Origin of the sequence: Cohnella sp. LGH, assembly GCF_017671885.1 — a bacterium.
Lineage (GTDB): Bacteria > Bacillota > Bacilli > Paenibacillales > Paenibacillaceae > Cohnella > Cohnella phaseoli.
Genome location: NZ_CP072117.1, coordinates 2,776,168 through 2,795,983, shown reverse-complemented (window position 1 = coordinate 2,795,983; position 19,816 = coordinate 2,776,168). Strand labels below are relative to the sequence as shown.

Here is a 19,816-nt window from a genome sequence, read left to right as displayed (position 1 = left end):
CTTCTCGTTACTACTTACGTAGCCCTAAACCGAAACTGACCGCGAAGAACGGAAACGAGGGATTCGTGCAAAGGGAGGGATTGTTTCAGCAGTGTAGAAATAAACCCGCGAATGCGGGCAAATTGCTCTCCGCCAATCGCTGTCCGAAAGCAACCTGAAATCTTTTGTTTCACCTTGGACATACGAATGTCTCTTTCGGCCAAATTGTTATCAAATGGTATTCGGTCATCATAAAGAATGTGAAGGATCGACGCTTTGGGGCGTTTCAGTCGATCTCCAAGGTTGGCTGCCACACTTTTGCATTTCCGTCCTCGCGGCCCCGTTTTTTCGGGTACTTTGTCTTTAGACCACTGCGTTTCTCCAAGGGCCAGAATGTGATCGTATTGCCGCTCAAGCTCGGCGAGGACTTCAACTGACAATCGCCTATCGGAGACTCTTGCCGCTTTAGCGAGCTTCCAGCTTCGGCGAAGCAGCTCTTTCATCTCGGCTGCCCATGAATGTCGACTGTGATCTACGACACCTTGACAGTCCCGCAGGAGATGCGCATTGCAGAGCGCATGGGAGAACGTCACGTCTGATTTGAAATACGAAACAAAGCAGTCATGCACGACGATTCCCTTGTAGGGGCGGGCAGCACATCCATTTCGACGAATGCCGGCCCACATCGCTTCTCGTTCATATGCAGTAACGTCCATTCGCTGGTGGAGTGGGTATGGAGATATTGTTGTTTCCCGTTCAAACGCATGGGTGTTTCATCGCAGCAAATGACAGGGGCTTGGCGCAACTGGGTTTGGATCACCGATTCATGTTCCGCTATACGAGAGGCCATCGTATTCAGTTGTTCAAGCAACGTACGCTCGCTCGGTCGATACCCCGTCAAATCGAAAAAGAATTGGGTAATGCGTTTCAAGGGAAGTAACTGATACACACTCAGATACGTCGTCCAGGCTGCAAAGCTTTCTCCGTATTGCACAGGGGCTTTCACTGTAGGGGGAAACGTAGCGCTTTGTAGCGTGCGGCAGCAGGGACAGCGCTTCTCTTCGGCGCGATGCTCGGTCGTGACGAGTGGAGCAAGAGGCAAGTCAAGTACCTGCCTTTTGATCCAATTCTGCACAGGTACTTCCGCTAAGGCATAATTGCAGTTTTTGCAGGTGGTCAGGGGATGGATGACCACTTCATCCGGCACCGGATGGAAACGAAGGGTATGCCCTTCATGTCCTTTAGGCGCACCACGCTTGCCCCCGGGCTCGCGTAAGTTATTCTTTTTGCGCAGTCCGTCACTCGAAGGGGGTTTACTACTATTATTGCTATTTTGACCGAGCTGGCGTTCTAAATCTTGTACGCGATGTTCGAGTTTATGGATCTGCCGGGCTTGCGTTTCCACGATCTCGGTTAACTTTTCATTTTGGGTGAGGAGCGCGGAAATAAAGCCGGCAATCTCGGTATCTCCTTTACTAACGTGTAGAACCTGTTTCGATGTTAGCTTCACTTGCACGCACTCCTTCCGCAAAATCTGATTGGAGAATACTTCTACATCACATACCGAAAACCCTTTAAAGCAGAAAACATCTCCCTAGGATTTCAGGGAGACGTAAGTAGTAACTCTGGGAAGGACTTATTCGATCCATCTGAGCCGATGCCGAGGTGATAGGTATCTGGGAGGGACTTATTCGATCCGTCTGAGCCGATGCCGGGGTCATAGGTATCCGGGAGGGACTTATTCGATCCGTCTGAGCCGATGCCGAGGTGATAGGTATCTGGGAGGGACTTATTCGATCCGTCTGAGCCGATGCCGGGGTAATAGGTATCTGGGAGGGACTTATTCGATCCGTTTGAGCCGATACCTGGGTAATAGGTATCTGGGAGGGTTCTACTCCAACTAGCGCGCAGCAGCATAAACGGCGGTGCGGGACCCGTTCCCCTGCACCGCCGTTTATGCTGCTGCTTTAGTTACTCGAAGCTGATCTGTACCTTCATCAACTCGGCGGCCTTGCCGGCCTCGAAGAAGGCCGGAACGTCCTCCAGGCGAATAACCTTGGAGACGAGCGGCGCCGTATCGAATCGTCCGGCGGCGATCCAGTCCATAGCCGGCTTGAACGTATGGTTCACCGCCATCGATCCGACCAGCTTCCAGTCGTTGTGGTAAATATCGAACGGACGGATGCCGATCACGGCGTCGCGGGGCGCAACGCCGAACTGCAGATGCGTCCCCTTCGGCGCCAAATACTGAAACTGCGACTCGATGACGGACGGAATTCCGGTAACGTCGATGACCGCGTCGAAGCCGCTATGTCGTCTGCGCCCCGCCAGTGCCGCCCCGATCTCGCTGCTGAAATAAGCATGCGTCGCGCCGTTGCGCAGCGCCATGTCCAGCTTGCCCTGCGCGACGTCGACAACGGCCAATTCCCCCGCTCCCGCGTGCGACAACGCCTGGATCAGTAGCTGACCCATGCTTCCGGCCCCGAACAGCAGCACGCTCTGTCCGACTTTCAGTTCAAGCTGATTCATGCCGTGCACGACACAGGCGATCGGTTCGATAAACGCCCCTTCGGCAAATGTCATGCCCTCAGGCATCGCAAACGCGGTCTCCTCCGGCACGCGCACGAATTCCGCCATCGCCCCGTTTACCGTGTCGCCCGTCGCCTGCCACTCGACGCAATGGTTGCCCCGGCCGCTCAGACAGTAATCGCATTTGCCGCAAAACAAGGACGGATCGACGGCCACTCGATCCCCCGACCGAAAACGGACAACTCCCTCTCCGACCTCATGCACGACTCCCGCGAACTCGTGTCCGGGAATAAGCGGATAAGCGGGCAGGAACGTTCCCTGATAAATGTGCAGATCGGTGCCGCAAATGCCGCAGGCCATCACGCGGATCGTCAACTCCCCCGGGCCGGGCGCCGGATAGGGAACCTCCTTGACGACCGCCCGTCGTGCCTGCTCCATCACCAGCGCTTTCATGGCATTGCCTCCTCGTGTTCGAAAATAACGTGCGCCTTCGCTTTTCTCCTCGGTCCCTGCTTCAGCACCCATTCCCGCGCTTCCTCAAGCGACAGGCGGTCGCCCAGCAGCAGTTCCGCGTCGACGGTGCCGGCGCTCAGCAGGGACAAGGCCCGGTCGAGCGTCGACGGGCCGACATAGCTGGCCACGATCCGCAGCTCCTTGCGGAACATCGCTTCAGGCTTGAGCGCAACCGTATCCTCCGGATTCATGACGCCGTAGACGAGCAGCGTTCCTCCGGGAGCGAGCGCGTCGAACGCCGGTCCGAACGCCGACGGCGAGCCGGACGCCTCCACCGCCAGATCGACCTCAAGTCCGATTCTCGCTTCCTCCTGAGTCATCACTTCCGTCGCTCCGGCACGCAGCGCAAGCCTGCGGTGGTCTTCATGATGGCTCACGCCGACGATTCTAGTCTGGCCGATCGCCTTCAACAGCTGAATCATCATGATGCCGGCCGTGCCGAGCCCCCATACCGCGGCTCGTCCTCCCGGCTTGATCTCCGCCCGATCAAGAGCGTGCACAACGCACGACAGCGGCTCTCCCAATATCGCTTGTACGGGAGACAGCCCTGCCGGAAGCGGCGAGAGCAGCTCCGTCGGCACGCACACATAGGGAGCTAGTCCTCCGTCCCGGGTGACGCCTACCGCCTGGGCGCTGGCGCACAGATGGGGCTTGCCCGCGCGGCACCGTTCGCAGGCCCGGCACGCCAGATTAGGATCGACGCCTACCGCCGTCCCGACAGTCAGGCCCCTGACTCCCAAGCCGACTTCGACGACGACGCCCGCCAGCTCATGCCCGAGCACAATGCCGGGCGCGCCGCGATAGCTGCCGTCCGCGATATGCCGGTCCGTGCCGCAGAGCCCCGCGGCGGCGACCCGGATGAGCGCTTCCCCCGGCTTCGGCGCGGGAATCTCCCGCTCCTCGACGCGGACGTCCCCGGGCTGCTTGTAGACTAACGCTTTCATTTTCTCTCCTCCTGTCCGATCGTAGATTCGATCGCCCTTTCCTTAAGTACGACAGCAGTCCGGACGCGAGAAGCGCCCGGACTGCTTTCCCGTCATCCGTTCCTGTCTCGGCCCCGTCCGTTATTCGTATAGAGCGGCTTTAATTTCCTCGCTGTCGATATTGGACTGGTCGTACCAGAAGAAGCCTGTGTCGATAATCGGCTCGACTTTCTCGCCCTTCACCGCGGCGACGGCCGCCTTGACGGTTTCGTAGCCGATGCCGACCGGATTCTGAGTAATCGCCCCGGCCATCTTGCCGGATTTGATCGCATCGATCTGCTGCTTGCCGGAATCGAAGCCGATTACGGTAATTTTGCCTTCGAGGCCGAGCTCGGTCACGGCGTTGAACACGCCGATGGCGGAGCCTTCGTTGGAGCCGAAAATGCCTTTCAAATTCGGATGCGCCTGAATAATTGCCTTAGCAAGGTCGGTCGATTTCAGATGGTCGCCGCCGCCGTACTGAATGTCCACGATTTTAATGTTCGGGTGGTTCGTCTCAATCTCGTTCTTGAAGCCGTCGCGGCGATCGACGCCAGTGCGGCTAGTCTGATCGTGGACAACCATGGCGATCTCGCCCTCGTTGCCGATCAGCTCGGCCATTTTCTTGGCCGCCATCGCGGATGCCGCGACGTTGTTCGTTGCCGCCGTCGTTACCGGAATCCTGCTCTCTACGCCGGAGTCGAAGGCGACGACGGGAATGCCCGCAGCCTGCGCCTGCTCCAGATAAGGCACCGACGCCTGGCTGTCCAGCGCCGCGAAACCGATAGCTGCGGGCTTCTTATCCAATGCCGCCTGCAGCATTTCGATCTGCTTGTCGACCTGAGCTTCCGTCTCCGGTCCTTCGAACGTAATTTCGACGCCGAGCTCGGCCGCCGCTTTCTCGGCGCCTTGTTTAACCGCTTGCCAGAATTGATGCTGGAAGCCCTTGGAGACGATCGGGATATACAGCTTGCCTTCGCTGGCCGCAGGCGCGCTTCCGCCTGCATTCGATGCCGACGGCTGTCCGCCAGATTCCTTCTTGCCGCCGCAAGCGCTCAGCGTCAGAGCGACGAGCAATGTCGATACGAGAAGCATGGTCCATTTTTTCATAACCGGAGTTCTCCCCTTTTTCCTCATGAAATGGTTGTATGGAAACTCCGGGCCGAAGCCGCGGAGTGCCTACCGCTGTCAATGGTCATCTTTTTCGTCTGCGCAGCATGTCCGTGTACACCGCCAGCAATATGACCAGGCCGACGACGACAGTCTGCCACTCCTGGGGCACGGACAAAATTCTCAGACCGTTCGTCAATACGCTCATGATCAATGCGCCGATGACGGTGCCGACGATCGTGCCTTTGCCCCCGCTCAGCGAGGTGCCTCCGATGACGACCGCCGCAATCGCTTCGAGCTCGTAGCCCGCTCCCAGCGCCGGCTGGGCGGAGTTGAGACGGGAGGCGATCAGCACGCCGGCAAGACCGGTGAACAGACCGGTAATCGTGTAGATGACGATTTTCCAGAAGTTCACGTTGACTCCGGACAACCGCGTCGCTTCCTCGTTGCTGCCCAGCGCGAAGTTGTAGCGCCCGACGATCGTGCGGGACAAAATGATGCCCGCAACAATCGCCGCCAAGAAGAAGATCAACACCGCGTTCGGAATGGTGAAGCCCGGAATGAGATCGCCGAGCAATGAGCCTTGAGCAATTTTGCGGAATACCGGATCGTCGTTGAAATAGATCGGCTTCGTTCCGGAGATAACGAGCGCCAGCCCTTTGGCGATCATCATGACGGCCAGCGTCGCGATGAAGGGCATAATTTTCAGCTTCGCCACGAGCGTCCCGGACAGGAAGCCGCATAGCGCGCCGGTTAGCACGCCCCCGACGACGCCCAGCCATATGGGAAAATCCCAGAAGGTGATGAACACCCCGGTCATGACCGCGCTCAACGTCATCACCGTACCGACGGATAAGTCGATGCCTCCGGTAATAATGACGAAGGTCGAGCCGAGCGCCAGCACGCCGATGACCGCCGTAGAGAGCAGAATGCCGACAATGTTGGAAAACTGGAAGAAGTTCTCCGATGCAAACGAAAACACCAGTATAAGAACGATCAGACTCGTAAACGCCAGCAGCTGCTGCAGCATGCCCGAGCCTAGCTTAAGCGTCTTTTTCGCTTCTGCGGGTTGCATATGAAGCTCTCTCCCCTTTCGATTGCTTGATTCAGGCCATTCGAGCGGTGGCCAGGCTCATGATTTTCTCTTGCGTCGCTTCCTCGCGGGAAAGCTCTCCGGTAATCCGGCCCTCGCACATGACGACGATGCGATGACTCATCCGCAATATTTCCGGAAGCTCCGAGGAGATCATAATAATCGCCTTCCCTTGGTCGGCCAGCTCCTCCAGCAGCTTGTAGATTTCGCTCTTGGCGCCGACGTCGATGCCCCGGGTCGGTTCGTCGAAAATGAGGATGTCGCAGTCGCGGGTCAACCATTTGCCGATGACGACCTTCTGCTGATTGCCACCGGACAAAAATTTGACCTCCTGATCGATACCCGGCGTCTTGACCTTCAGCTTATCCACGACGGACTCGGCGACTTCAGCGACCGCTCCCGCCTTCATCCAGCCTCCGAGCCGCGTAAAGCCGCGCAGGCTGGCGACGGCGACGTTCGTCTTCACGTCCATGTCGACGAGGAGCCCGAATCGCTTGCGATCCTCGGACAAGTAGCCGATCCCGGCCCGAACCGCATCGTACGGGCTTCGGATACGAACCTGGCGGTCATGGACGCGCACCTCGCCCGAATCGATCGGGTCCGCCCCGAAGATCGCCCGGGCCAGCTCCGTCCTTCCTGCTCCGACCAGACCCGCGAAGCCGAGAATCTCTCCTTTGCGCACGGCAAACCCGATATTTTTGAGCGCCCGGCCGCGGTTCAGCCCGCTCACCTCAAGAGCCGTTTCCCCGTACGTCGAAGCCTTGGCGCGGGATTCCTGATAGACGGCGCGCCCGACCATCATCGAGATGATCCGGTCGATCGTCACCTCGTCCGTACGGACCGTGTCGATGTAAGCGCCGTCGCGCATGACCGTCACGCGGTCGGTAATCCGCTTGATCTCGTCCATCCGGTGGGAGATGTAGACGATTCCGACGCCGCTTGCCTTCAGCTCGCCGATGATCCGGAACAGGTCGGAGATTTCGCTGTCGCTGAGCGCCGCCGTCGGTTCGTCCATGACGAGCGCTTTGGCGTTAAACGACAGCGCCTTGGCGATCTCCACCATTTGCTGCTTGGCTACGGTCAGATCGGCAACGGGAGTGTCCGGCTCGAGGTGCAGGTTCATTTTCTTCAGCAACACTCGCACCTGCTCGTTGAGCTTCTTCTCGTCGATGAACAACGGGAAGCCATTCATTCTCGGCTCTCGGCCGATATAGATGTTCTGGGCCACGGTCAGATCCGGCGCCAGATTCAATTCCTGATGAATGATGCTGATGCCGGCGTCCTGCGCCGCCTTCGTATGGGAAAACTCCACTTCCTTCCCCTGATAGCGGACCGTTCCGGCATCTTTCCTGTACACGCCGGTCAGCACCTTCATCAGCGTCGACTTGCCCGCGCCGTTCTCTCCCATCAGCGCGTGCACCTCGCCCGCAAGCAGCTCGAATTGCGCCTGCTGCAGCGCTTGAACGCCGGGAAACGACTTGTCGATGCCTTCCATGCGGAGCAATGGCTCGCTCATCCTCTCACCCCTTCTGATTTGCCTTGCGGCGGCTTTGCTGTCTATCCGAATTGTAGAGTTAAACGCTTACAGACGAAATGGAATAATCTCTTGGCCTAGTTGAAAAATCTCTGACGATCTCCGGACATGCCAAAAAAACCGTTCTCCGGCAAACTGCGGCCAAGTAGCCGCCGTTGCCGGGAACGGTTGCGCAAAATCGATTTTATTTAAAAGGAAATACGAGCTGCTGGTTCTCCTCTTCGTACATATTCGCCTTCGTAATGACGATCGAGCCAGTGTCTGTGGAGGCCGGCGCCTTCCGGCCGGCGCTCAGATCGACCGCCGTTTTGACGCCGAGATAGCCCATGTTGAAGGGGCGCTGGACGACAGTCGCCTGGATGACGCCCTCCTCCAGCAGGCGGACTTCGTCGACCGAGCTGTCAAAACCGACCAGCAGCACTTCGCCGCCGCGCCCCATATCCTTGATCGCCCGGCCCGCGCCTACGGAGGAAGGCTCGTTCAGGCCGACAACTCCTTTCAGATCCGGATATTTGCGCAGCAGCTCCTTCGTCGTCTCGTAAGCGATGTTCTCGTCCCCGTTGCTGTAGTAGGTGCCGACGATCTCGAAGCGGCCGTCCGGCTCCAACACCTCCCGGACGCCCCGCTCCCTCTCGATCTGCGTGGCCGTCTCCTTCACGTAGCTGATGACGGCGATTTGCGACGGCCCCTCGAGCAGCTCGGCCAGCTGCCTCGCCGCCTTCTTCCCGGCCTCCACGTTGTCGGTCGCGATAAAGCCTCGGGGAACTTCGCTGTTCACCCCGGAGTCGATCGTGATGAGCGGGATGCCCGCCTTGTCGATCTCATCAGCGAGCGGCGCCAGCCGGTTATAATCGGCCGCGGCGAGCAGAATGACGTCCGGCTTCTCCCGCACGACCTGCCGCAGCATGTCGATCTGGACGTCGATATCCGTCTCCCTCTGGGGGCCGACGACGCGGGCGTTGACGCCGAATTCCTTGGCCGCAGCATGAACGCCTTCGGACAGCACCTGCCAGAACTCCATCTCCTTGGACACCGATTTGATGACAACGGTGACGTTCAGCGGCTTGTCGGCCTCGTTTCCGCGCAGCGCGGCCAGGCCGTAGCTTCCAGCCAGCGTAACGGCGAGCACCGCCAGCACGAACGTCAGCAATCGCTTCGTATCGCTTCGTCTGGCCATTACGTTCCCCTCTCCTTCCCGGACGACTCCGCGCTACCGGCCGGCTTGTCGAGCACCGGAAACTTCACCGTCACCGTCGTGCCCTCGTCGGGTTCGCTGTCGATCGTCAAACCGTAGATCTTGCCGAAATAAAGCCGAATGCGCTCGTGCACATTCATCAGTCCTACGCCCTTGCCTTGTTTGGCGTCGGTCGCGGGGCTCAGCAGCGATTTGCGCGTCTCCTCGTCCATGCCCACGCCGTTGTCGTTCACCCGCAGTACAATCGTCTCCCCTTCCCGCTCTCCCGTTATCCGGATCGTGCCCGTTCCGTACTTGTTTTTGATGCCGTGGTAAATCGCGTTTTCGACCAGCGGCTGCAGCAGTACCTTCAAGGTCAGGTTGCCTTTGATCGCGTCGTCCACGTCGATACAGAAATCGAGCTTGTCGCGGTAACGCATCTTCTGAATTGTCAAATAGTTGCTGATATGCTCGACTTCGTTGCGGATGGGCACCAACTCGGAGCCTTTGCTGATCGAAGCGCGGAACAATCGAGCCAGCGCCGAAGTCATTCGAACGACTTCCGCCGACTTGTCGTTCTCCGCCATCCAGACGATCGAATCGAGCGTGTTGTACAGAAAATGCGGATTGATCTGCGCTTGCAGCGCGTTCAGCTCGCTCTTCCGCTTGAATTCCTGCTCTTTGACCACCTGGGCCATCAGCTCGCGAATGCGCACGACCATCAGGTTAAAGGCGCGGGCCAGCATCCCGATCTCGCGCGTCGAATCGACCGGCACCTGAATGTCGAAGTTGCCTTTTTCCACCTCGCTCATATGCTTCTGCATCTGATGGATCGGTCGGGTCAGGTTGCGCGACAGCAGGAAGGACAGAAGCAGCGCCACGACCAGGCTGATTCCGCCAAGGATGAAGAACGACGTCTGCATTTCGCCTTTGTTGTTGACCAGCTCGCTGACGTAGGACACGCCGACGATTTTCCAGCCGAAGCCGGAATCCTGCACTGTATAGATGCGGCTCTGGCCGCCTTCGTTCGTAATGAAGCTGCCGTTGTCGAGAGCGAGCGCCTCCTCGATCTTCTCCGTCTTGAGGTTGCTGTACAGCAGCTGCTGCTGCGGATGGTAGACGACGCGGCCGCTCCGGTCGATGATGTACACGTACCCCCGCTTGCCCAACTCGATTCCGTTCAAAATATCGTTGATGACGCTGAAGTTGAGATCGACCAGCAAAATTCCGAGCCCTTTCGTATTGTCCGGGCTTCGGATCTCACGGCTAAGCGAGACGACCCACCGGTAATCCTCCTTGAATACGGGCTGCACGTGCGAGGGGGAAATGAACACCTTGCCGCGTCCCTCCTTCGCCTCGCTGTACCAGCTTTGCTCCTTCACGTCCACGTAAGGATTCAAGTTCCCGCTTCCGCCGTCGGAGACGAAGCGGCCGTTATAGCCGAATACGCCGATAGAGGCGATGTCCTTCCGCGACAGCATGATCGTCTTCAGAAAGTCCGTTACCGCCGCGTCGTCGTCATTCACTCCGCTCAGGTAGCCGCTCAAGCCCCGGTGATTCAGCGCTAGCAGCGAAATATTTTCCATATTGTTGACGTAAGACTGGATGTTGCTGTTGACCTGCTTGATCAGCTCGGCCGTAAAATCCTGGGCGGTCCGCTGGACGGCGGACGTGGACAAGCGATAGGCGCTGAAGCCCATGACCAGAGCGAGAATGACGATCAGTAAAGCGAGCGCCGCGGCGATGTTGGATTGGATCGTGCGGAAGCGAAACAGGTTCATGTCGCCCTCTCCCGGTCAACCGCCGCCTTCTGGCGGTATTCGGTGGGCGTGTCCCCGGTCGCTTTCTTGAAGAGCACGCTGAAATAATGCGGATCGGCATAGCCGACCGCCGCGGCGATCTCGTAGCTCTTCAGATCGGTGGACGCGAGCAGCTCCTTCGCTTTCTCGACCCGCTGACAAGTCAGAAATTCGACGAACGTCTTCCCCGTCCTCGCTTTGAACAAAGCGCTGAAATAACTGTTGCTCATATGGACAATCTCGCACACCGCCTTCAGGGACAGATTCGGATCGGAGAAGTTGTCCCGGATATGCGCTTCGGCTTTGACCATCAGATCGCGGGCCATATCGCTGCGCTTCTCGGCAAGCATCCTGATCGAATCCCTGCACAGCTCCTTGAGCCAGATCTCGATTTCTTCCAGCGTCTTGAAGCGGTAGACCTCCGTGATCGGATTGACGGCTTCCCCGAACGGACTTGCGCCTCCGCCCGGCTCCTCCAGCGCGTTAAGCAAAGAGACGATCAGCTTCTGAATGCGGATATAGACCTGCTCGATGGAAGGAGCGGCCTCCTTTAATCCGGAGACGATCGCGGCGACCGCCTGGTCCGCCTCCTCCCTGGAGCCTGTTTTAATGCCGACGACGAGCCGTTTCTCCCAATCTCCCGTCGTCTCGGCGGACAGACGGCGGCGGGTTTCGACGTCCGTAATGCTGATCACCCGATTCGTCCCGAGCAGTACGCGGTAGTCGAGAGCCGCGACGGCGGAGCGATACGACTGGCGGAGATCGGCCAGGCCGAAGACGGGGAGGCCGATGCCGACCGTGACCGTAAAACGCAAATACGTCTCCACCGATCGCCGGATTTCCTCCGCCAGCGCCTGCGCCCGATCGAACAGGCGGATGTCCGAGCCTCCGGACAGAATGCACACGACCTTCTCCTCCCGGCTGCGGAACTCGGCCGATGCCGGCTCCCGAGCCGCGATCTCCTGCACGATGTTGTGCAGCGCGAAGCGCAGCAGCTCCCGATCGGCTTCAGGGGCCGCCTCGCCGAAATGATCCGCGTCGGCTGCCAGAACCACATATTCGGGACCGGGCAGATTCAGACCGAAGTAAGCCATTCGCTGCTTCATCTCGCCTACGCCGATCGAGGTGCCGACCATCCTTTCCAGAAAACGCTCCTTAAGGGCGGGCAGGCTTTCCCGTAGCTGGCGTTCCAGCCGCACGAGATTTTCGAGCCGGTCCCTCTCTTCGTCCAGCTCCCGCTTGACGCTCTCCAGAACGCGGATCAGCTCTTCGGCTGTAATCGGTTTCAAAATAAAGTCGTTCACGCGCAGCTTCACCGCTTGCTGGGCGTAATCGAAATCGTCGTATCCGGTCAAAATGACCACCTTTGTCCACGGGAGACGCTCGGACAGCTGACGCGTCAATTCCAGACCATCCATAAACGGCATATTGATATCGGTCAGCACCACGTCGGGTCTAAGCTGCTCCGCCGCCTCGAGCGCGTCCATGCCATTCTCGCAATCGCTTACACATTCAAAGCCGTGCTCGTGCCAGGCGATGCGCCTGCGGATGCCTTCCCGCACCTCCGCTTCGTCGTCTACCAGCATGATTTTGTACACGCCGCGCCCTCCTCTCCTCGGGGATAACGCCCTCCCCTGTCTTCGCATCTTTTTATTATGTCGTCGAATTCGAGGTTAGGCAAGCATTCCGCGGCTAATGCCACAACTTGGACGGCGAAAAGCGCCTGCTCCGCATACGGAAGCAAGGCGCCCTTCGGGCTTTCTATTTTCAACTGCCTCTTAAGAATTCCAATTGCGTCCAACTTACGCTATCTCTTATTTCAGTTCTGCTACGCTAACAGCGACCTGTTCCATTTGGCTGCTGCTGAGGGAACCGTCAGGGGAGCTGATCGTCACTGTCCGGTCGTCCAATTGGAAGCCCAGCATCGGCGTATCGGAAGGCGTATACCACTTCGCGCTCACGCCGTTGGACAGCTTAACCTCCTTGGATTCATAACCAGCGGAGTAATCCCGCGGCGACACATTCACGATCATATGCTTAAAGATCAGATTGACTCCATCGCCTGTAGCTGCCGCTTTAACATAACTATCGTTTTTGGCCATTTGCTTCGGTGCGTAAGCCGTCTCAAACGATTCAAACTGGGCGTAGGCCTCTTTGATGGCTTTGATCTGCGCTTGACTATATTGGATAGTTGCCCATTGATTTGCAGGGACTTCGACGTCCTCTTTGGTTTCCAGCCGAATCCGCTGGTTGGCCGCATCGTAGTATACGTTGATCCCGGCCAGGTTGGAAATGGCCCTCACCGGCAAATACGTCGTATTCTGGTAAGTGATCGGCGCCAGTTTTTTGCCGTTGCTGTCTAACAAAGATTGATCGGCTCCGTTTACGTTAAAAGTAATGCCATGATTCAGATAGGCGTTGATTTTCTCCAGCTTGCTTCCGGCATACACCCCGGCGGCTCCCGTTACAGTCATTCCCAGTACGATGGCGGTCAACAATGTTTTTTTCATAACGAATCTCTCCTTTTTCCTGAACAAAAATCATTTTTTGAAATCTACAATATGCGTAACGATTAGCTTCTCTTTATCGTCCACGGTAATGCCCAGCCTACTGCCAGAGGGACTCCAGCTCAGCGGATACACCGGGTAATACGATAGCCCTAGCGGCGATACTTTGCCGGAGACCGTATCAAAAATATAGATCCCGTTCATGCCGCCCTTATCCTCGGTATAGACGGCAAAGGCCAGCTTGGAAGAATCGGGAGACCACGATTGATGGGAGAGCAGGTCGCCTTTGCCGATTAGCAAGCCTTGTACGTGACCGCTCGTATCGTAGATAAGCAGGCGCGAGTCTTCCCTCCCGCCGCTTCCTGTCGTGGAAACGGCAATCCGCTGACTGTCGGGCGACAGACTCATGCCGGAGACATCCTCTACAAGAGAGGTTGGCCGGGATTGTGTGGGGGCGAAGCTTTTCATGCGGTTTTTGGAATCGGTATAATAAATCTTCCCATTGCCCGCAGCAAATTCGGTGAAGCTCTCCACATCAGGATCCTGCAGCTCGATTTTCTCCCGGGTACCGTCCGCGGATATGTTCCATATTTCGCCCCGGTTCTCCATCGAGCCGGCGGCGAGAACATAGGAATCAGAATCAAGCCAGCCGCCCGTTTCCATATAGTTGTCGACCGCAATCTCCTGCCGCTCCCCGGTAGTCCTGTTTTCGATCTCGTTTACGGCCGTATATTTGTCCTTCCAGGTCTGAATAAAGGCGTATTTCCCATCCGGCGACAAGAACGTTTTGACGACTTCTCCCTGAGCCGCTCCTGGCGGTTCCTCGATGCCTTGCCTCTCGCCGGTCTCCAGATCGACACGGAACCGCTGGTAGCTAAATTGCGCTTCCTCCGTCGCGGTAGCTTGCTTCTCCATTGTGGTGACCTGGATCTCCAGTTCATTGTCCGAGAGCCATTTCTCGATATTTGCGGCATCCATCCGGTGGATTCGCTGCACCGCAATTCCCTGTTCGGCAGACGGCTTGCTCTCTTTGACTACAGTCAGTTCGCGTTTTCCTCCTCCCGTCCCGGAGCCAGGTTGGTCAGTTGTCCCCGGGCTGATGCGTACCTCTGCTGTGTCGCCCTTCCGCTCTGCATTACATCCGGACACAATGCCAACTGACAGCAGGGTCGCCGCAATCAGACCGGCGATATATTTCTCTTTGTTCATCAGGGACCTCCCGCTCCTCCGCAAATGATTCTGACCTGGGACAATTCTCCCCCACGGCCTTCAGTATAGATTGATAATATTGCGCAAACATATCCGGCTTGTAACGAACTTGTAAACAATCCAGAGATGACTTCTACAGCATGGCGAAAAGAGGCTGCCCCATAAGCCAACCAAGTTGCTGTGAAAGATAGACTTTTATGGCGGATCAACTTTACCTGGAAGTGTTATGGGCCATGATTAGGTCTCCGGGAGGTACATCCCCCTCTTCTTCTATATATCGATTATCTCAAGCAACTCGGCTATGAGTCAGCCCCTTCGTCATCTGCTGTATAGATTGTCTTATTCGAATCGCCGGCATGCAGCAGAAGCTCCACTCTAAGGCGCGACCCGCTGGGGCCTGTCTCTACAAGCTGCACCGTTCCGCCTTGCTTCTCGGTCAGATTGCGCACTAGGGCTAACCCAAGTCCGGTTCCGCCGCTGGCTCTTGACCGGTCTCGGCTGACCGTATAGAACGGATCGAAAATGCGCGATACGGCTTCCTTCGGAATGCCGATTCCCGTATCGGCCACCTCGATCCTCATCCGCTGTGCTCCTTCTGCTGATGCTGCTACGTAGTTTAGTAAGCGAACTTGTCCGCCTGGGCGGTTATATTTTATCGCGTTATCCAGCAGATTGAGCATGATGTGCATCACGTTCTCGGGATCGGCCCACACCTCGCCTTCCACAAGCGAAGTATGGATCGTAACGCCGCAGCTGTCCGCCTTGCCTTGCAGCCGGGCCGCGGCTTCCTCCAGCAAGGGTCTCAGCGAAACCGACTCCGCTCGCGTCTCAAACTCGTAAACGTCCATCGCAGACAACTGCAGCGCCTTCTCCACAAGACTGTACAATCTTTGCGCCTCTGCATGGATACGCCTCCCGGCATCGTCCAGCAGGGCAGGATCGTCGCTGTACATCGTCAACAGATCGGCGTACGCGATAATTGAGGTTAAGGGCGTCTTTAGCTCATGGCTAATATTGCCGATGAATTGCTTTTGCTGCTGCTCCAACTCCCTCAGCCGCCCTACCGTTTCAATCAGCTTTTGTTTTTCTTCATGCAGAGCGCCGACCGATGCGGAGATGCTGCCGCTCATCTCGTAGATTCCTTGCGCAAGCTCGCCCAGCTCATCCTTTCTGACAATCGGAAGCGTCAACAGATACTCTCCTTGACCGATTTGCACTGCCGCTTTGTTCAGCCGATCGATCACATTGACCTGCCGCCGGACATACACGTACCCGATTAGAAAACCGACGCCCAGAACGGTCGCTCCGGCAAGTATAAACAACTGGCGAATTCGGGCGTAAAAAGCATTCTGCTCGACGAGCGTAGCATGAAACTGCACCGTGCCTAGACGCTGATCGGCATTGTATAGCGGAGCGAGGAACAACAGCTGATCTCCTTGGGTAATGTAAGCCGAATGCCCTTGAGCCGTATATTGCAGGGCATCCTGCACATCGGCCTTAGACTGAAAGGGCAGCGAGGTTCCGGCAAAAGCGCCGTCCGCCGTATACAGCGTCACGGCCATGCCGCTTTGCGCGCCCAGATCCACGGCCAGCCGTTGACCCGTCTGCTCCATAAATCGGTCCGGCGGAATTTTGCTTTCGGACAAATATTCCTCCCGTACGCGCAAATTAGCGGCCTCCGCCTGTCGGGAAAAAGACTGCTCCAGCATCGTGCGCTGATTGTCCCGGATGCCTCTTAACACCAACACGCTCAAGCAGGTTACGATAAAAACGAGCAGCAAGGCGAGCAGCAACGACATTTTCCCCTTCAGGCCCAGCCGAAATTGGCTTGCCATCTAAGGCGTCCCCGTGCTTTTATAGCCGATGCCGTAAACGGTTTGAATCAGCCCGTGGTGACTGCCCAGCTTTTTGCGCAGACGCTGCACATGGATATCCACCGTGCGGGTGCCGCCAGCAAAATCCATATCCCATACTTTCTCCAGCAGCACTTCCCGGGAGTAGACCCGCTCCGGATTGCGCATCAGCAATATCAGCAAATCAAATTCCTTCGGCGTTAAATCCAGCAGTTCGCCTTGGATAGACACTGCGCGGCTGAACAGCTCTGCGGACAGTTCCCCCAATCTCAGCACTTCTTGCTGCTCCTGCTCCTGCTGCGTCTGCTCGACATAACCTCCGCGACGCGATAACGCCTTGACTCTGGCCAGCAGCTCCCGCATATCAAAGGGCTTGGTCATATAATCGTCGGCCCCGAGCTCCAACCCCAGCACTTTATCGACGATATCGTCTTTGACGGTCAGCAGCATAATCGCAGGCCGCGGCCGCCCATCCAATTTGCGGCATACGTCATAACCGTTAACACGAGGCATCATGACATCGAGCACCATCACCGACGGCCGGAACGTCTCCACCTTGTCCAGCGCCTCCTGACCGTCTGCAGCCGTCTCCACCTCATACCCTTCTCTGCGCAGCGCGTAAGCTACAGCCTCCCGAATGCTGCTCTCGTCATCCACCACAAGTATTTTGGTCATGAAAATCTCCTCGTATGATTTGTTCCCTGTAGTATATCAAATAAGAAGAATCGGTTGCCACGATTCCGGGCGGTATACTCCGCACACAGCAAATCAGGCCAACCGGATTTCTCCGATTGGCCTGACGATTGAAAACTACTTAATTTTTCACGATTTCGACGACTTTGCCCCGTAAAATATACAGCGTGAGCGCATCGTCCTTCTTCATCTCCGACAGCAGCACCGTTCTCGTTCCTTGATGAACGTATACTTGCGGATGCAAATCATACGTATTGCTCTCGCTCAGCGACGATCTGTTCACGTACAGCACACTCGAATTGTGGTTATTGTACGTCTTGCTGATCCCCGCAACGATCTCAATTACAGCTTTGCCGCTCTCGTCTACCCGTACTTCGACGCGATCGTCCGCTTTGATCGAAGACAACGAACCGACAACGGAGCTGTTGCGCACGACCGATGGAGCCGCGGCGAACGTTCTCGTAACCGTCGCGCCTGTGTTCGTCAACAGTTCGACCGAGTTTGCCGCAGCGTTCACGGACGTCACTTTTCCGTAGGTGACCGGATACGCTTTGATCTTGACCGGCGTTCTGCCTTTGAATGTCACATTAAGCAGCTTGGTGTTTAATTGATTCAATGCGTTCAGACTGATCGGGTTGTCGTTCTCGTCCACAAGGGACAGCAGCGTCGTATTCAGGCTCCATTCTTCGAACACGCCGTCGGACCGTTTCGCGCGAACCTTGTTCAGCGACAGATCCACTTTTTCCAGTTCAAACTGTACTGTTTTCTCTACTTGGACGGCAATGACCGTATCCTGCGTATTGTAATCCATCAGCGCCGTAACTTTGTCTCCGACGCGAATATCAAGATAGCTCGTCGAGGACGTTCCGTAGATTTCAGCCGAGAAATAGTTCGGATAAGGCAGTACGACCTCATTCTTATTGTCCAGCTGCAGCTTAAGCGTCTTGGCCGACAGGTTGTTCTCCAGCACTGTGCCGGAGTACTGGGAAACGACCGAAATGTAAGCCGCGTTCGAGTTGGTGTAGCCTACGTTAATTTTCTTGCCTTTGATGATATATTTTACCGCATCTTTCTTCGTGAGAACTGTTCCATTCAGATCGAACCGGGTCGTCTCGGTAAGAATAAGCGGAACCTTCTTGTTCGTGGAATCGGTCACGATCAGAATGTCGTTATCCAGGTCGGCGGAAAACACCACCGCTCCGTTCAGGAAGTTGACGGAACGACTCGTAATTGTGATGATCCCGACTTTGCCGCTGTCGTTCAGTGTCATAGATACTGTATCGCCCGGGAACAAGTCGTTCAATGTTACATTGGACAGTCCTTCAAGCTTGACAGTGACATTATCCGCCAGCTCCTGAACCTCGAGTTTCCCGTTCACCCGATACTGGATCGTTTTCGTTCCTTTGTCCAGCAGGTTTACAGTACCTATGATCGGAGGCTGAACCTTCTTCGTCACGGTAATGCTCGTCACCGAGCCCATCTTCACTTCATAGGAAATGGCATCGCCGGCGACAAGCTGATCCAGCGTCAAATTCGTGCTGTTATGTTTAACGACTACATTCGCATCGATAGGATATGATTCCGATTCGCCTGCTGCATCCTTAACTTGCAGGGTCAAGCCGCTTACATTGACAGCTTCAACCGTACCTGTGCCAGACTTGTTCGTAACCGCCTTGTTCACCGTTAGTGACAGGAGCTTGCTCTCAGTCGCCACATCCACGCCTAGCGTCACAGGCACGTTAACGGGAAGATCGGCGATCGTAAGCGATTTGCCGTTAATATCTTTGATCGTTAAAGCTTGCGCATTGTAGGAAACGCTTTTAGGCTCCCCGTCGATCGAGACGGTCAGCTTATTTTGCGCTTCGGATACGAGCAGCAGCGTTCCTTCGATATTTTTCACCTTCGGCGTTTCGCTTGTCTGCTCGACATATCCGACCGTTCCGTCGGTATTGCCGATCAGAATCACTTCGCCGTACAGCTTTAAAGCAGAAATATTGGTCGTCTGTTCCGAACCGAATCCGTAGACAAAAGAGGATGAGCTCAGCGTGTAGCTCTTCACGACGCCGTCGGAATGAAGCAGCGTCAGCTTGCTGCCTTCCACTGCGGTTAGCGCTCCGGATACTTGCCCGGAGTAGGCGACGTCGACTTGGGATTGCGCGCGGCTGAACAGTGTGGATGCCATCTCTCGCGTCACCGATGCCGTCGGATCGAACTTGGTCGCCGTAACGCCGTTAACGAGTCCGAGCGTCGTTGCAACGCTGACGTAGCCTTTCAGGCCGGCGTCGATCTGCCCGTCGTCGCTGAACGAAGTCGCTTTGTCCGCGACATCCTTGGCTGCCTGGTCTTTGCCGATGGCGCGCACGAGCAGCTTGGCCATCCATTCGCGCGTAGCGGGGCTGCTGCCCCATTCCTTGCCGCCGTCTTTTTGAACCAGTGCGATTTCTTCCTGGAGATTCAAAATATTTTTTTGTACCGCAAGTTTTATGTAAGGTTTGTAGTCGTCTTTAATGACCAGATCGCTTGGAAAAACAAGAGGATCGCCGACCTTCACTTCGTTCTCGACGCCCATAAATCGGATCGCGATAATAACCGCTTCCTGGCGCGTCACTTTATTGGCGGGGCTGAACATGCCTGCTTGCTTGCCCGTGCCGCCCTTCAAAATGCCTTGCATAGCCAGCTTCGTAATATGCTTCTCCGACCAGCCCGGCTTAACGTCCGTGAAAATGGAAGCGGCCCATACGGCCTTACTTGTGTAGGAGACCCCCGATAACACCAGCGATGCGGCAAGTAAACCGGTAACGCCTTTCGATAACCCCTTTTTCATCGTCAACCTGTCCCCTCTCCCAAAATATGCGCATGCC

15 protein-coding genes are annotated in these 19,816 nt (G+C 56.5%); all 15 read right to left on the bottom strand.

Features of this window, described 5'->3' with window-relative positions:
- Nucleotides 1-14: 14 nt before the first annotated feature.
- The 15 genes from J4772_RS37325 to J4772_RS11655 all read right to left on the bottom strand — a co-directional run bounded on the left by J4772_RS37325 (nucleotide 15) and on the right by J4772_RS11655 (nucleotide 19,779).
- Complete coding sequence (locus tag J4772_RS37325) at nucleotides 15-665, bottom strand: IS66 family transposase (protein WP_256442708.1); 651 nt, start codon at nucleotides 663-665, stop codon at nucleotides 15-17.
- The gene (locus J4772_RS37320) at nucleotides 569-1,489 is read right to left on the bottom strand and encodes a DUF6444 domain-containing protein (RefSeq protein ID WP_209075345.1); all 921 of its coding nucleotides are present in this window, start codon (nucleotides 1,487-1,489) and stop codon (nucleotides 569-571) included. Before J4772_RS37320 ends, J4772_RS37325 begins: the two co-directional genes overlap by 97 nt.
- 461 nt (nucleotides 1,490-1,950) lie before the next feature.
- Nucleotides 1,951-2,961, bottom strand: a complete 1,011-nt coding sequence (locus tag J4772_RS11715; RefSeq protein ID WP_209075344.1) for a zinc-dependent alcohol dehydrogenase family protein — start codon at nucleotides 2,959-2,961, stop codon at nucleotides 1,951-1,953.
- Nucleotides 2,958-3,965: an alcohol dehydrogenase catalytic domain-containing protein gene (locus J4772_RS11710; RefSeq protein WP_209075343.1), complete on the bottom strand. Its 1,008-nt coding sequence runs from the start codon at nucleotides 3,963-3,965 to the stop codon at nucleotides 2,958-2,960. Before J4772_RS11710 ends, J4772_RS11715 begins: the two co-directional genes overlap by 4 nt.
- 120 nt (nucleotides 3,966-4,085) lie before the next feature.
- Entirely contained in the window at nucleotides 4,086-5,093 is a 1,008-nt protein-coding gene (locus tag J4772_RS11705) for an ABC transporter substrate-binding protein (protein ID WP_116064514.1), read from the bottom strand.
- Between the two features lie 85 nt (nucleotides 5,094-5,178).
- On the bottom strand, nucleotides 5,179-6,168 hold the full coding sequence (locus tag J4772_RS11700) for an ABC transporter permease (RefSeq protein WP_209075342.1): 990 nt from the start codon (nucleotides 6,166-6,168) through the stop codon (nucleotides 5,179-5,181).
- A 31-nt stretch (nucleotides 6,169-6,199) separates the two neighbouring features.
- On the bottom strand, nucleotides 6,200-7,702 hold the full coding sequence (locus J4772_RS11695; RefSeq protein ID WP_209075341.1) for a sugar ABC transporter ATP-binding protein: 1,503 nt from the start codon (nucleotides 7,700-7,702) through the stop codon (nucleotides 6,200-6,202).
- A 202-nt stretch (nucleotides 7,703-7,904) separates the two neighbouring features.
- Complete coding sequence (locus J4772_RS11690) at nucleotides 7,905-8,897, bottom strand: substrate-binding domain-containing protein (RefSeq protein ID WP_209075340.1); 993 nt, start codon at nucleotides 8,895-8,897, stop codon at nucleotides 7,905-7,907.
- Nucleotides 8,897-10,675, bottom strand: coding sequence for a cache domain-containing sensor histidine kinase (locus J4772_RS11685; RefSeq protein ID WP_209075339.1), 1,779 nt, complete (start codon nucleotides 10,673-10,675; stop codon nucleotides 8,897-8,899). Before J4772_RS11685 ends, J4772_RS11690 begins: the two co-directional genes overlap by 1 nt.
- Nucleotides 10,672-12,291, bottom strand: coding sequence for a response regulator (locus J4772_RS11680; RefSeq protein WP_116064509.1), 1,620 nt, complete (start codon nucleotides 12,289-12,291; stop codon nucleotides 10,672-10,674). Before J4772_RS11680 ends, J4772_RS11685 begins: the two co-directional genes overlap by 4 nt.
- A 216-nt stretch (nucleotides 12,292-12,507) precedes the next feature.
- Complete coding sequence (locus tag J4772_RS11675; RefSeq protein WP_209075338.1) at nucleotides 12,508-13,203, bottom strand: stalk domain-containing protein; 696 nt, start codon at nucleotides 13,201-13,203, stop codon at nucleotides 12,508-12,510.
- A 30-nt stretch (nucleotides 13,204-13,233) separates the two neighbouring features.
- The gene (locus tag J4772_RS11670) at nucleotides 13,234-14,409 is read right to left on the bottom strand and encodes a TolB family protein (protein WP_209075337.1); all 1,176 of its coding nucleotides are present in this window, start codon (nucleotides 14,407-14,409) and stop codon (nucleotides 13,234-13,236) included.
- 299 nt (nucleotides 14,410-14,708) lie between these two features.
- Nucleotides 14,709-16,244: a sensor histidine kinase gene (locus tag J4772_RS11665; RefSeq protein WP_209075336.1), complete on the bottom strand. Its 1,536-nt coding sequence runs from the start codon at nucleotides 16,242-16,244 to the stop codon at nucleotides 14,709-14,711.
- Nucleotides 16,245-16,937, bottom strand: coding sequence for a response regulator transcription factor (locus J4772_RS11660; protein ID WP_209075335.1), 693 nt, complete (start codon nucleotides 16,935-16,937; stop codon nucleotides 16,245-16,247). It lies immediately after the preceding gene.
- A 139-nt stretch (nucleotides 16,938-17,076) separates the two neighbouring features.
- Nucleotides 17,077-19,779, bottom strand: a complete 2,703-nt coding sequence (locus J4772_RS11655) for an S-layer homology domain-containing protein (protein WP_209075334.1) — start codon at nucleotides 19,777-19,779, stop codon at nucleotides 17,077-17,079.
- Nucleotides 19,780-19,816 lie beyond the last annotated feature (37 nt).

Coding starts and splice junctions, on each gene's coding strand:
- J4772_RS37325 (WP_256442708.1), bottom strand. CDS start 665: ATGTGGGCCGGCATTCGTCGAAATGGATGTGCTGCCCGCCCCTACAAG.
- J4772_RS11715 (WP_209075344.1), bottom strand. CDS start 2,961: ATGAAAGCGCTGGTGATGGAGCAGGCACGACGGGCGGTCGTCAAGGAG.
- J4772_RS11710 (WP_209075343.1), bottom strand. CDS start 3,965: ATGAAAGCGTTAGTCTACAAGCAGCCCGGGGACGTCCGCGTCGAGGAG.
- J4772_RS11705 (WP_116064514.1), bottom strand. CDS start 5,093: ATGAAAAAATGGACCATGCTTCTCGTATCGACATTGCTCGTCGCTCTG.
- J4772_RS11700 (WP_209075342.1), bottom strand. CDS start 6,168: ATGCAACCCGCAGAAGCGAAAAAGACGCTTAAGCTAGGCTCGGGCATG.
- J4772_RS11695 (WP_209075341.1), bottom strand. CDS start 7,702: ATGAGCGAGCCATTGCTCCGCATGGAAGGCATCGACAAGTCGTTTCCC.
- J4772_RS11690 (WP_209075340.1), bottom strand. CDS start 8,897: ATGGCCAGACGAAGCGATACGAAGCGATTGCTGACGTTCGTGCTGGCG.
- J4772_RS11685 (WP_209075339.1), bottom strand. CDS start 10,675: ATGAACCTGTTTCGCTTCCGCACGATCCAATCCAACATCGCCGCGGCG.
- J4772_RS11675 (WP_209075338.1), bottom strand. CDS start 13,203: ATGAAAAAAACATTGTTGACCGCCATCGTACTGGGAATGACTGTAACG.
- J4772_RS11670 (WP_209075337.1), bottom strand. CDS start 14,409: ATGAACAAAGAGAAATATATCGCCGGTCTGATTGCGGCGACCCTGCTG.
- J4772_RS11665 (WP_209075336.1), bottom strand. CDS start 16,244: ATGGCAAGCCAATTTCGGCTGGGCCTGAAGGGGAAAATGTCGTTGCTG.
- J4772_RS11660 (WP_209075335.1), bottom strand. CDS start 16,937: ATGACCAAAATACTTGTGGTGGATGACGAGAGCAGCATTCGGGAGGCT.
- J4772_RS11655 (WP_209075334.1), bottom strand. CDS start 19,779: ATGAAAAAGGGGTTATCGAAAGGCGTTACCGGTTTACTTGCCGCATCG.